This is a genomic window from Martinezella sp. CNPSo 3890 (genome assembly GCF_057784455.1).
The window spans coordinates 23,712-37,135 of record NZ_JBXSOR010000011.1 but is presented as its reverse complement, the minus strand read 5'-3'; the positions used below and the strand labels follow the sequence as shown (position 1 = coordinate 37,135).

The window sequence follows — 13,424 nt, the reverse complement described above, 5'->3', positions numbered from 1 at the left end:
CACACGAAATAATCCTGTCTCTCTTTTCAGGCGAACCTACAGCATCGGCACACAGGAACAGCGCATGAGGTCGAGAGCGTCGACGACTGCGTGAAAATGACTTGCTGGATCTGCACATGCCCGACAGAGCATCACCCGCGTTGAGGTCATACTCAATCGTCTTCAACGCGGTGAGCCTGCCACCGGCGATTTTCAGGTCTTCGCGTATGATCTCGTCAAGCAGGGTTTGCATTACAGCCGGTACGGACCGACCGCCCAAGAAGATTCTTCGTCGAGCCATTGCGATAATTTCATTCAAATGACAGTCGTCCGGCACAAGAATCCAGTGGCATGACGTTGCATCACATACATGGGCGAAAGCACGTGAAGGGTGTGAGAATGACGCTTTCGGGACGGAACTTTTGGGTCGGCGTTGGAGCGCTTTGTGTAATCGGCGCTATCGGCCTCGCTATTGCTGCCTGGGTTGTGTACAGGCCGGAAATCCCCAAGATTCCCCGCGCGAAGGGAAAGTCGTTCGCGCCGGAACTGATTCAGAAAGGGGAACAACTTGCCACCGCGGGAGATTGTATCGTTTGTCACACCGCAGATAACGGTCGCGCTTTCGCCGGATCCCGTCCATTAAGCACGCCGTTTGGCGTGCTATACTCGGATAACATCACGCCGGATGAGTCGACGGGTATCGGCAATTGGTCATTCGAAGCCTTCAAACGCGCCGTGAAGGAAGGCGTGAGCCGGGATGGCAGTCATCTTTATCCTGCTTTGCCGTATGAACACTTCATCAAAGTAAGGGATGAGGATCTCTATGCGATCTACGGATTCCTGATGAGCCGAGAAGCCGTCTCCCAGGTCGCTCCGTCAAATGAGCTGCTGCCTGGACTAGGCATTCGCCAATTGCTGGCGGGTTGGAAACTGCTTTTCCTGCACGGATCTGTCCAGCCGGAGGAGGCATTCAGGACAGCCGAATGGAACCGCGGAAAGTACCTTGTGGATGGGCTCGCCCATTGTGGAGCCTGTCACACGCCGCGAAATCTGTTAGGCGGCGAGGAATGGGGAAGGGAATTCCAAGGGGGAGTTGCCGAGGGGTGGAATGCGCCTCCCCTGGATCCCAGCAATCCCTCGGCGAGCCGTTGGAATGTTGATACGCTCATCGGTTATCTCACCACCGGAACGAACAGCGCGCACAGCACGGCGGCCGGTCCGATGGGGCCCGTAGCGGAGGGGCTTTCGCGCCTGAACAGTTCGGATGTCCGGGCGATCGCAGTCTATATCGACTCCGTGATGCACCCCGATGGCACGGCGCCGCCAGATCCGACAACTGGTGACAAGGCTCGGCCAACCGCCGCCACGGCTCTCGCGAACGGTGAAGCAGCCACGCTGTTTCAAGGAGCGTGTGCCGGCTGCCATGAGCCTGATAGCCCAATGGCCTTTCGGGGACGTCCGCTTCTGTCGGCGACCTCCGATCTGAACTCGGAGGATCCCCGCAACGCAATCCAGGCAGTGTTGCAAGGTATCGGAGCGCCGGTGGCCAGCAACGCACCATACATGCCTTCCTTCGCTGACAATCTTACCGACGGGCAGATTGCGGATCTACTCGGCTACGCGCGGTCGCGCTTCACTTCGAAACAACCCTGGCCGGGGCTCGAACGAGCCGTTCGCGATATCCGTAAGGAGAACCAGAAATGACGATTTCCATAGTCGTGAACGGCAAGAAATGTGACGTCGGCTCCGATCCGGATACGCCGCTTCTTTATGTCTTGCGTGATGAACTTGAACTCAATGGCGCCAAATATGGATGCGGACTTGGTCAATGTGGCGCATGCACGGTTCACATTGAAAACAGGGCGATCTTTTCATGCCTGACACCGGTGGGAGCTATTGGCAAGCGGCAGGTTCGAACTCTTGAAGGGTTGGGGACCATCGATAATCCGGGCATCATTCAAAAGGCTTTTCAGGACGAGCAGGCAGCGCAATGCGGTTATTGCATCGCCGGCATGATCATGCGTGCGCAAGCCTTGCTCGAGGAAAATCCAACCCCCACGGATGACGAAATCCGCGACCATCTGCAGCCCAATCTCTGTCGATGTGGAACACATTCCCGCATCCTGCGCGCCGTCAGGCGCGCAAGCAAAGACATGAGCAAGGAAGGATGACAGGCATGAGCGCGACCCTTACACGCCGCTCCTTCCTGGCGGCCAGCGGCATCGCAGTTGCCTTTTCATTGACACGGCCGGCTCTGGCTCAACTGGCCGGCGGGGGGGAGGGAGGACCAGGTCCGGCCATCATCGCGCCTGACCTCCCTGGAAGCCTCAAATCGTCGCCGTATCTCGACGCGTGGATACAACTTGACGAGGAGGGTAACGCGACGGTCTTTTCAGGAAAGGCCGAGCTCGGCCAAGGCATCAAAACAGCTTTGCTTCAAGTCGCTGCGGAGGAACTCGATCTTCCGCCACATAGAGTGACTTTGGTGACCGTCGACACGCTCCGCACCCCCGATGAGGGGCTCACGGCCGGCAGCCACTCCATGCAAGATGGGGGAACGGCGATAAGGAATGCCGCAGCGAATGTCCGCATGCTGTTGCTGCAGCAGGCGGCAAAGGTGCTTGGAACGGATGCCGCGAGCCTCAGCACGACCGGCATGGGCACGATAATATCGCCGAATGGAAAAGCCATCGGCTACGGCCAGATTGCCGGGTCCCTTCTGCTGCATGTAGAAGCCATTCCCAACGCGCCGCTGCGCGTCAAGTCACAGTTTCGTACCATGGGATACAATCTACCGCGTGTCGACATCCCGGCGAAGACCACGGGTGGGGCCGCCTTTATACATGACATGCGCCTTCCAGGAATGTTGCATGCGCGCGTTGTGCGGGGACCGAGCGAGGGGACTAGGTTGAAACTGCCTCCAGCAGAAGAAATCGAAAGCATGCCCGGCTTGTTCAAATTCGTCAGAAACGGTGATTTTACCGCTGTGCTTGCGGAGAGGGAATGGGATGCCATCAAGCTGATGCGCAGTCTTCAATCAGCGCCTTACGAACTCGCCCATACTCCCTTCCCGCACGGCAGCGTCGAGGAGACGCTGAAATCCCTTCCCTGGAGGGATATCGTCATTCTCGACACCGACGAAGCCGCATCGGTCGCGGCAAAGTCCGTGAAGCAGAAATACTCACGGCATTGGATCAGCCACGGCTCGATAGGGCCTTCATGCGCCGTCGCATGGCTGAAGGATGATATGCTGACGATATGGACCCACAGCCAGGGCACATTCGACGTGCGGAGGGTGGCGGCCGAATTGCTCGGACGGCCAATCGAAAAGATCCGCGCAATCCATGCGGAGGGTGCTGGGTGTTATGGACAAAACGGTGCCGACGATGTAGCCGCCGAAGCCGCCATGCTTGCCATGGCCGTACCAGGAAGGCCGGTTCGCCTCCAGTGGATGCGCGAGCAGGAGTTCGGCTGGGAACCACTCGGACCCGGGATGGTGACCGAGGTCGACGCCGCTATCGACACCAACAACAGGATCGTTCGCTGGAACTACGGTGTGTGGAGCAATCCTCACAATAACAGGCCGGTCGGGGCCGGTGGAGTCCTGATCGGAAATGAAGTCCAGCCTTCATTCCAACCACCCGAAGGAAAGCCGATTCCGATGCCGGAAGGTGACGGAAGCCGAAATTCGAACCCGCTCTACGCCTTCCCGAATATGCATGTCATCTATCACTTCATCAAGGACATGCCCATTCGGGTGTCCGCATTGCGGTCGCTCGGCGCGCATCTGAATGTATTCTCGATCGAGAGCACTCTAGACGAACTGGCTTTGGCTGGTGGAATTGACCCGCTTGATATTCGGCTGAGCCATATGGAGGACGAGCGAGCCAGACAGGTGATTCAGACTGCCGCTGATGGCTTCGGTTGGAGAAAGCGGAAAAAGGCTGAGCCGCTGCAGGGATTTGGGATGGCCTTCGCGCGCTATAAGAACCTCGGGGCATATTGCGCGCTCTGCATGGAGATAACCGTCGAGCGCGACACTGGGTTGATTGCAGTCCAGCGTATCCACGCGGCCACGGATTGTGGTGAGGTCGTTTCGCCAAATGGGGTTCAAAACCAGGTTGAAGGCGCTATCATTCAATCGCTTAGCTGGTGTATACATGAAGCGGCGACCAACGATGGAACCCTCCGAACCAGTTTTGATTGGAGCGCCTATCCGATCCTCCGATTCGTTGAGGTGCCCAGGAAAATCGACGTCACGGTCATCGAGCAGCCGGGGCAACCCTTTCTTGGCGTGGCCGAGTGCGGGCAGGGACCCACCTCCGCCGCCCTTGCAAACGCGCTTGCAGACGCGACCGGGATCCGGTTCACCCACATGCCCCTAACGCCGGAGAAGGTACGAGCGGCGATTGTGACATTGTAACGGAGATCCAACAACACGTGACCGGCAGTGAGGTTTCAGCGCTCTGCGCTTGTGGTACGCGGCAAGCACGTGGTTCCTGGATGAGAGCCTGTTCGCAATCACCGCGCGATACTGCCTGCCGATCCTGGCCCTCCGGCTTCCCAAGCTATTTGCTCGGGAGTAGCGTCGCTCATGGCACAAAGGTTGACTTGGCGAGCCTCACGGGAGCGGTGGCTCAATTCAATGTGACCACCCATTTACCTCATGGGGAAGATTGGAAGCGGAACAAAACCGCAGTATCGCTTCGATTTCGGCAGCATTTCTCGCGATCGATGTCGTCAGGGGCAAGATAGTGACGATATCCGCTAGACGGTTCGGTGCTGATCGGGGACAAGGTCTACTATATCGGCAAGTTTTAATCGCAAGGCGGCAATGAAGCTCCGTACTTTCGGAAGTACCAACCGAGCGGTCGGATAAATAGCCCAAATTCCGATAGTCTCGGGCTCCGCGCGAGGGATATCCAGACGAACCAACCTCCCGGCCTGGATATCTTCTGACACGTTCCAGAGGGAAAGGAGAGCGATTCCGCCTCCACAGACGCAGGCAGAGTGACAACCCTCAATGTTATTACTTGTGAAGCGGAAATTGAGGCGGACGTGCCGCTCGGCTCCAGCTTCGAGGAAGGTCCAATGCGTGGCACTTCGAAGGGGAAGGCAGCTGTGATCGGTCAATTCGTCCAGCGATAGGGGCCGCCCGTGCCCGGCAATATAATCCGGGCTGGCAACAAGAACTCTAGGATTGTTGGCGAGCTTTTGAGCAATAAGACTGCTGTCCCGCAATCGTGCAATTCGTATGGCCAGATCAGTACCCGTGGCAACAAGATCAGGTAAACTGTCCGTCAAGTCCAACGAAATGCGAAGGTCTGGGTTATCGCGGAGCAGTTGCGGCACGAGGGGACTAACGAACTTCGTTCCGAACGATACCGGGGCCGAGACCCTTAACAGTCCTGCCGCACCGCGAACGCTGGAACGAAGCCGGGCTTTCGCTTCGGCCTCGTTCTCGACAAGCGCGGTGGCAAACGGAAGAAACGTTTCACCTTCCGGAGTCAAAGATATGGACCGCGTTGTACGATGCAGAAGTCGTACCCCTAGCGCTTGCTCGAGAGAGGCAAGCCGCCGGCTGACAGCCATTGCTCCCAAGCCCAATCGTCTGCCGGCTTCGGCCAGGCTTCCCGATTTTACGGCCATTGTGAAAACGAGGGCGTCTTCCGTATCCATTATATCGCGCTTCGTTATGGAGGCAGAACATCCAAGACCACTAAATGCATCCATCGTAAAAAGCTAGATATCTTGCAGACGTAACCTAACTGAGGTGAATGCCATGGATATCAATGCCCAACATACCCGCCGAACGAAAGCGGGCCTGGGAAAAACCGCGCTCTTTGCTATGGCCACCGCAAGTGGCATTGCGGTTGCGAACATTTATTATAACCAGCCGATGCTCGGCATCATCGAGACCGACTTTGGGAATGACTCAATTACCGGGTTCATACCTACCGCAACGCAGCTGGGATATGCTCTTGGGCTCTTCTTTCTCTTGCCTCTGGGTGACATCGTACATCGCAGGAAGTTGATAATCACTCAGTTTCTGATCCTGTCGTTGTCACTGGTACTGGCCGCCCTATCACCGACTGCCTGGACGCTGGTCTTGGCGTCCTTGCTCGTCGGTGCCAGTTCGACCGTGGCACAACAAATCGTACCGTTTGCAGCTTCGCTGGCGGCTCCTGAAAAGCGTGGCTCAACTATCGGAACAGTAATGGCGGGCGTCTTATCCGGCATTTTATTCAGCCGGACCCTGTCGGGTTTTGTCGGACAGCACTTTGGCTGGCGCGAGATGTTTTGGCTCGGGGTGCCGATGGCCCTGGCTGCATCGGGTTTGATGTATCTAACCCTTCCAGCACACGCACCCACGTCCAGAATGCCATATGGCAAGGCCCTGCGTTCCCTCGCCCACCTGTGGAAGCGGGAGGGGGCTCTTCGCACGGCCGCTCTGATGCAGGCTGCGCTCTTCGGTTCGTTTACCGCGTTCTGGACTGTGCTGGCGCTATATCTGGCTACACCAAAGTTCAACCTCGGTGCTGACATCGCTGGCCTGTTTGGCATTGTTGGTGCAGTCGGGGTTTTCGCAGCTCCGCTGGCAGGCAAAGTTGCCGACCGCAAAGGCCCACATTTCGTCGTGTGGCTTGGGACGTTCCTGACTATCGCCGCATGGCTTATGTTCGGCTTCTGGAGCTCTCTTATGGCGCTTGTGATCGGTGTTATTGTCTTGGATTTTGGCATCCAAAGCGCGCTGGTCTCCAACCAGCACATTGTCTATGCGCTCAACCCGGATGCACGTAGCCGTCTCAATACCATTTTCATGACTGCAATGTTCCTCGGCGGCGCGGCAGGCGCCGCTCTCGCCTCGGCAGCATGGACCTACGAAGGCTGGGTTGGAGTAAGTGTCCTGGGCGGCTCTCTGGGATTGGTCGCACTTTCCATACGTGGGTTGCGCATCGTCCGTCCCAGCACTCCCTCGGCAAAGTGAGGGTGGATAGGATGAAACCGTTACGCATTCGCATCGTAGGGGGGTCCCTGGCAGGCCTGTTCGCAGCAATACTGCTCGCCCGCGACGGGCACGAAGTGAAAATCTATGAACGCTCCTCTTCCGGATTTGCGGGACGGGGAGCAGGTCTGGTACCTCAGAGTGAGGTGTTTGAAATACTTCGCGAGATCGGAGTTGAACACCTCGCTACATTCGGTGTGGTCTCCCATGACCGCATCTGGTTCGATCGAACCGGTTCGATCGCGCGGCGGGCCCATATGCCACAGACGCAGATTTCGTGGGATTTGCTCTATAAGACTCTCGTGGGACGACTCGATCCGCAATGTTATGTTCTGGGTCGGCCGATTGTATCGGTCCGCGAGGAAGACGGCGCCGCTCTTCTCGAGTTTGACGACGGCTCGGTTGAAAGCGCCGATCTTGTCATCGGCGCAGATGGCGTTGGCTCAATCGTTCGATCAACCATCAATGAAGATACAGCAAGCGAGTATGCGGGATACGTAGCCTGGCGGGGTCTCATTGCGGAAGATGACCTTCCGAACACTGCAAAGGTACTGGTTGGAAATTTCTCCTTCTATGTCGTTGAACGCAATCATGCACTTGGCTATCTCGTTCCCGGAACAGAGGGAGAGCTCTCGGAAGGTAGCCGGCGCTACAATTGGGTCTGGTACCGTTTGGTCGATGGGAATGAACTTCCTCAATTATTTACAGGGACATCAGGAAGGACTTTTCAATTCTCGCTACCTCGGGGGGAGTTGCCGGAAAAACAGCTGGTTCGCCTTCGAGCTGATGGCGATCGTCTGCTTCCAAAGCCCTTTGCGGACGCTGTGTCTGTCGAGCCCGAACCCTCGATACAAGCGATATTCGACTATGAGTGCCAGCGGATGGTGGGCGATGCAGTAGCTCTGGTGGGCGACGCGGCTTTCGTAGCTCGCCCGCACACGGCGATGGGTGTTGCCAAGGCGGCAGCTGATGTGATGGCGCTGCGTCGGGAGCTACAGGAACACGCTGATCTCCGCCGGGCTCTCAGGCAATTCGAAAGACAACGTATCGATATTGGGAAAAGCATCGTGGCCTATGGCCGTCAGCTTGGAGCGTCGGCGCTTTAACTCTTGATGTAACTCCGCGATGGGAGAGGGCGCTATTACAAGATCACATGGGCTGCGAAGGCACAGGCAGAGCGCTGGCGGACGCGAGACGGCCGCCGCAGCGTGCCCTCCGCGCAAGTTCGTCCCGATGCTCCAGCCCAGGATCAAACTTTCTTTGGTGGAAGTTTCCACTGCCGATCTACACGCACGGCAGCACGCCCGAACTGGCATTGCGAGTCGACGAACTTAATGAGCAGGCGTCAGCATGACAGACTTGGCAGAGTTGATCGGTGCCGGCATAGACGTCACTCCGGTACGTCCCCTTAAGGAATATGAGGGATATGCGATCCGTCGATCGGACAGTCCCTGCCGCGCGTAAATGTTCATGTCCAGAACGGGCATAAACTCGCGGAAGAACGGGACGAGCGAAACAGCGTCTTGCGGGCATTTCAGGAAAGTTGCTCCCGCCAGAAGGGGCGCCGGGAGCTGATCCCTAATTCCGATTTCATAGGCCGCCAACGCCTGGGCTGATCGCATTGTTGCGGTTCGATCCGCTCGCGCCTTGGTGAGCGATTCCGAAAACATGTCGGCGTACGGTTGCGCGTTACATTGGCTTACCGAGTACTTATCTCGCGCAGCGATGGTGACAGCCTCCTCGACGGACGCGCCCAGATCCGAAACGCTCAATTTTGCTAGTCTGATAGCAGCCGAGCTTCCTGGAGATCGACTTCTCTTACCAGCTTGCGTGCAGTTTGATCATCGATCAAGTGATCTCGCAGCATTCGATAAAAAACTTTGCGCTCGGCTCTTAGAGCTGCGAGCCTCAGTTTCCCCTCTATCTTTTCTTCCTGTTTTACGGCATCGGCATCCTCGCCGGTTTTCGCGCCGCCCTCCAGCTGCCGCTTATATGTATCGAGAAGATGGCTGCCAACGTTCATGTAGGTAACCGCGTCGATACCCTTGGCGGCGGCCTGCTCCTGCATGATGGCATCCACAGCAGCGTCCGCTGCCTGCTTGCGTGCTGCGTCCTCCTGCTGCCGATAGGTGGCTTCCACGGGAAGACTCAAGCACCTCAAAAGCACTGGCAACCCGATAGCCGCAACTATCAATGATGCCATGATCACGCCAGACGCGAGGAATATCGCGAGATCACGGTCTGGAAAAGGAGCGCCGCCAGAAAGGGTCAGGGGCAGCGACAGGACAGCCCCCAGCGTTACCGCTCCGCGGATGCCCGCCAGCGATGTAACGACGATCAGGCGAAGATTTGGCGCCATCGCCGGCGCCTTCGTCTCGCCCGATCGATAAAACATCCATTGAAACGATACCCAAACCCAGACAAACCTCAGAGCGGCCAGCACAATGTAAATTGCCACAACATAAACGACCAACCAATAGATCTGTCCGTGTCCCGTTTCCCAGACCACACTGGCCGCATTCATAACAATGTCTGGAAGCTGCTCCCCCAGCAGCACAAAAATAACACCGTTGGCGACAAACTGTACGGTATCCCAAACGGTGGTGCGACGTACCCGTGTGATTGCGAGTGTCTGACTGGATCGCTCGACGTAACTCATAGTTATACCGGCAAATACCGCCGCCAATATTCCCGAAGATTTCAAGGATTCTGCCAACAGGTACGCGCCGAATGGAATGAGCAGGCTTATCAATATCTGCTGACCAGCCTCCTCGCCGAAGTGGCTCGAAATGATGTTTTTCAGCTTCGTTACCCCGAGAGTGACTGCAACACCGGCAAAGCTTCCGGCACCAGCCAGCCATAGGAAATTCTCCACTGCCTGCCACAAAGAAAAAGTTCCTGTCAAAAGGAACGAAACAGCTATCCCCATACACAGGAGTCCCGAGGCGTCGTTGAGCAGAGACTCCCCCTGAAGAATGTTCATCAAGCGCTCCGGTATTGGAACTCGGTTCGCGATAGCGGAGAACGCGACAGGATCCGTCGGCGAAATGACCGCCCCCAAAGCAAACGCGACCGCCCAGGGCATCGACGGGATCATCAAATGGACGAGGAGTCCGATGCCACCGACGGTAAAAACAACCAGTCCCAAGGCCAGTTCGAGAACTAAAACCTTATCCCTCAATAGCCCCTGCTTGGAGATGCGCCAGCCGTCCAGAAACAAAAGCGGCGGCAAAAATAACAGAAAGAATACGTCTGGGTCTAAAGTTATGCTGAGGTCGGCAACAGAGGCGATTATCGAACCCAGCACAATCTGAACGAGTGGAAGCGGCACGGAAATTGGGTTTATTCTCGTGAGGGCTCCGCTGATGACGACGGCAAGAAGCAGGACTAGAACGACGGCCGTGATCTGCATCATCCACCCAATGGCTATGTCGATGTTGCGGCTTGCTGACGGTGGGCCAGCAAGCCGGTAATTTGTCCGGAAAACCTCCTGGCCGGGAAGACGAAAGCCCGCATTGAACTGGCAGCGCCCACATTTGCGTTGAGGGAGACCGGATTAGTGATAACTTTTGTCGCTCGAAACTTTACCCTTGAAGAGGGAATAGACGAGGAGGGTGTAGATCAACGTGATCGGAAGGACAAACACTCCCGCACCCCAGAACATGAAGGCCAGGCTGGAGTGTGGCGACGCAGCTTGTTGCAGAGTGATGGAAAACGGAACGATGAAGGGAAGAAACGAGACTGCCAACGTCCCGTAGGCCGATAAGAAAAGGAATGCAGCTCCAAAATAGGGCAGCCCGTCAATCCGCCGTCGATAGCCCTGATAAATGATAAGGCAGCTCAGCGCGCCAATAAGCGGGAACAGCAGAAGTATCGGACGCTCTATCCAACGGTGCATCACCGGAAGTTCCATTGCGAGCGAATAGATAAATGCCAGAAGAAGGAAAACAAGCACACCGACCAGCAGCTTCGGAACGAAAGAATAGGCGAGAGCTCGAAGGTCTTCCTGCGTCTTTTTTACCAGCCATCCCGCTCCGAGCAGAGAATATCCGAGGCACAATCCGACGCCGCAGAGAATGGGAAAGGGTGAGAGCCAATCGAAGGCGCCCCCCGTGAAGCGGCCATCCTGGTTTTTGATTCCCTCGACCATTGCGCCCACGGCCGCTCCCTGCACGAAGGTCGCTACTGTCGAACCGCCCGAAAATGCCAGGTCCCAGAACCACCTGCGGTTCGTACTCTTTCCCCGGAATTCAAACGCCACGCCCCTGAAAATCAAAGCCGACAGCAGGAGTATGATTGGAATATAGAATGCGCTCAGCACCAGGGAGTAAACAACTGGAAAAGCGCCGAAAAGAATCGTTCCCGTGAGAACAAGCCAGGTTTCGTTGCCATCCCAGACAGGTGAGATGGCGTCCATCATCTGGCGTCGGTGTGCCTCGTCCTTTGTGAATCCAAACAGAATTCCAACGCCGAGATCGAAACCGTCGAGCAGCACGTAAAGTATAAGGGTAAGAGCGAGAACCGCTGTCCAAAATTCGACCATCTTCGTTACTCCGCTGGGTTGGCTTTTTGAGCGATCACGTCTCCGCCGACGGCCAGCGGCCGCTTCGGGTTTATGACCTCCTCGATCTCGTATGGACGGATCTCTGGGCCGCGCCGAAGCATCCGATAGATATAGACGATGCCGGCCACCGCGATCGTCGTGTAGATCGCTGTAAATATGGCGAGGCTAATTGCGACTTCACGAACCGTGAGAGACGGAGTAACAGCCTGGGATGTTCTCAGCACTCCATAGACCGTCCATGGTTGCCGGCCCACCTCGGCCGTAAACCACCCGGTCAACGTGGCCACGAAACCGATCGGGAAGCAGAGGAAAATGCCCCACAGCAACCAGCGTTTTCCCTGAATCTTGCGTGCCGACGTGGTCCAATATCCGTACCATGCGACCAAAAGCATCAGCAATCCGCATCCGACCATTATGCGGAAAGCGAAGAAAGGAATCAGTACCGGAGGACGCTCATCCGGTGCAAAGCTCTTGATACCAAGTTCTTCGGAATCGAAAGTCATCGAACCAATCAAACTTCCCAGATAAGGAATGGCGATGGCGAATCTGTTGGTTTCCGAGGTCTCGTCCGGAATAGCGAAGACAATCTCCGAGGCCGGCTTCTCATTTTCCCACCGGCCTTCGATCGCTGCAAACTTTGCGGGCTGCTTGTCATGCACGTAGTCGCCCGTAAGGTGACCAAAAAAAAGTTGGATGGGGACAAGAATGGACGCCAAGCCCAGGCCCATTTTGATCATTGCAGTCCCTTCCGTGATCAGTCGCCTGTCGATCAGATACCAGGCGCCCGTTGCCGAGATGCAAAATGCAGTCGTAATATAGGCAGCAAGAACCATATGAGGAAAACGGACCCAAACCACCGGGCTGAAGATGATCGCCATCCAGTCAGTGGGTATGAAAATACCGTTGGCGTCGAGTTCAAAACCTACGGGCCATTGCATCCAGGAATTGTTGACCATGATCCAGAAGGACGAGAGGCTGGTACCGAGGGCTACCATCCCGCATCCGAACAGGTAAAACCATGCGGGGACTCTTGATCGACCGAACATCATGACGCCGAAAAAGCTGGCCTCAAGAGCAAACGCGGTGAAGCTCTCATACCCAAGCAACGGCCCCTGGATCGGTCCCGTTTTCAGCGAAAGTTCGCTCCAATTGGTGCCGAACTGGAAAGCCATCACGACACCGGTAACAACGCCAAGGCCAAAGGCCACAGCGAAGATTCTGAGCCAGAAGTCGAACAAGCGCCGATACAAGGCGTTTCCTGTAGCGAGCCGAAGAGCCTCAAGAAAGGTTAGAAATGCGGCAAGCCCAACCGTAAAAGCAGGGAACAAAATATGAAAAGACACCGTGAAAGCGAATTGTAATCGCGAGAGAAGAAGCGCGCTTAAATCCATTTCAAACTCCTACGCTTGATGAATCAACCCGACCACTACTGAGGGAAAAGACTTACGTGACGGCGGGTATGAATATCTGGAACTGCCGGAAAGCATTTGGGTATTTCACCTGATCTGATCGATTGAACCGCGAGATCCCATGGAAAACTCATTACAAATATTTCTCAGTTCTTCGGCATTTAGATGCTTCCAGGCAAGATGGAAAATACGGGTGACAGGGTGGTACGCTATACATCGCGACAAATGCAGTTGAAGACCGATACCCAGAAAGGCATCAAGAGCTGTCGGTATGTGCATATCTGTCGATACAAAATACTGAGATCGAAGTATGTTAGGAATTCGATGCTTTCTTATTGTATGTTCTTTCGAAGTATGGACGAGAATGCTGAATTCAGCACGCTCAGAAGAGCGGAGCCGTTATAGCCGGCGATTTCATCGCCCCATAACTCGGCGGATGCGCCAGTTATTATGTTCGCAAGCTCGG

9 protein-coding genes are annotated in these 13,424 nt (G+C 55.9%); 5 read left to right on the top strand and 4 right to left on the bottom strand.

All coding sequences use genetic code 11. The features are described from left to right. Nucleotides 1-378 precede the first annotated feature (378 nt). The 3 genes from AC13RC_RS22840 to AC13RC_RS22830 are packed head-to-tail and all read left to right on the top strand — an operon-like array spanning nt 379 to nt 4,402. A complete protein-coding gene (locus AC13RC_RS22840) occupies nt 379-1,683 on the top strand; it encodes a c-type cytochrome (RefSeq protein ID WP_488558494.1) in 1,305 nt (434 codons plus the stop codon). Next, a complete protein-coding gene (locus AC13RC_RS22835; protein ID WP_488558493.1) occupies nt 1,680-2,150 on the top strand; it encodes a (2Fe-2S)-binding protein in 471 nt (156 codons plus the stop codon). The genes AC13RC_RS22840 and AC13RC_RS22835 overlap by 4 nt, the downstream gene beginning before the upstream one ends. Continuing rightward, nucleotides 2,147-4,402 (top strand): molybdopterin cofactor-binding domain-containing protein, encoded by a 2,256-nt coding sequence (locus AC13RC_RS22830; RefSeq protein WP_488558492.1) that lies wholly within the window; start codon nt 2,147-2,149, stop codon nt 4,400-4,402. Before AC13RC_RS22835 ends, AC13RC_RS22830 begins: the two co-directional genes overlap by 4 nt. 344 nt (nt 4,403-4,746) lie before the next feature. On the opposite strand, the gene AC13RC_RS22825 is transcribed toward AC13RC_RS22830, so the two are convergent. Continuing rightward, on the bottom strand, nt 4,747-5,658 hold the full coding sequence (locus AC13RC_RS22825; protein WP_488558491.1) for a LysR family transcriptional regulator: 912 nt from the start codon (nt 5,656-5,658) through the stop codon (nt 4,747-4,749). 103 nt (nt 5,659-5,761) lie between these two features. On the opposite strand from AC13RC_RS22825, the gene AC13RC_RS22820 reads away from it, so the two are divergent. Together AC13RC_RS22820 and AC13RC_RS22815 are read left to right on the top strand one after the other, a co-directional pair. Beyond that, complete coding sequence (locus AC13RC_RS22820) at nt 5,762-6,967, top strand: MFS transporter (RefSeq protein WP_488558490.1); 1,206 nt, start codon at nt 5,762-5,764, stop codon at nt 6,965-6,967. Nucleotides 6,968-6,978: 11 nt separating this feature from the next. Beyond that, nucleotides 6,979-8,091 carry an FAD binding domain-containing protein gene (locus AC13RC_RS22815; protein WP_488558489.1) on the top strand — a complete coding sequence of 371 codons (1,113 nt, stop codon included), beginning with the start codon at nt 6,979-6,981 and terminating at the stop codon, nt 8,089-8,091. Between the two features lie 671 nt (nt 8,092-8,762). Here the strand turns inward: AC13RC_RS22815 and AC13RC_RS22810 are convergent. From AC13RC_RS22810 to AC13RC_RS22800, 3 genes are all read right to left on the bottom strand, one after another. Continuing rightward, nucleotides 8,763-10,400, bottom strand: coding sequence for a Na+/H+ antiporter (locus AC13RC_RS22810; protein WP_488558488.1), 1,638 nt, complete (start codon nt 10,398-10,400; stop codon nt 8,763-8,765). Nucleotides 10,401-10,541: 141 nt separating this feature from the next. Next, a complete protein-coding gene (gene cydB, locus AC13RC_RS22805) occupies nt 10,542-11,528 on the bottom strand; it encodes a cytochrome d ubiquinol oxidase subunit II (RefSeq protein WP_488558487.1) in 987 nt (328 codons plus the stop codon). Between the two features lie 5 nt (nt 11,529-11,533). Then, nucleotides 11,534-12,940: a cytochrome ubiquinol oxidase subunit I gene (locus AC13RC_RS22800; protein WP_488558486.1), complete on the bottom strand. Its 1,407-nt coding sequence runs from the start codon at nt 12,938-12,940 to the stop codon at nt 11,534-11,536. Nucleotides 12,941-13,424 lie beyond the last annotated feature (484 nt).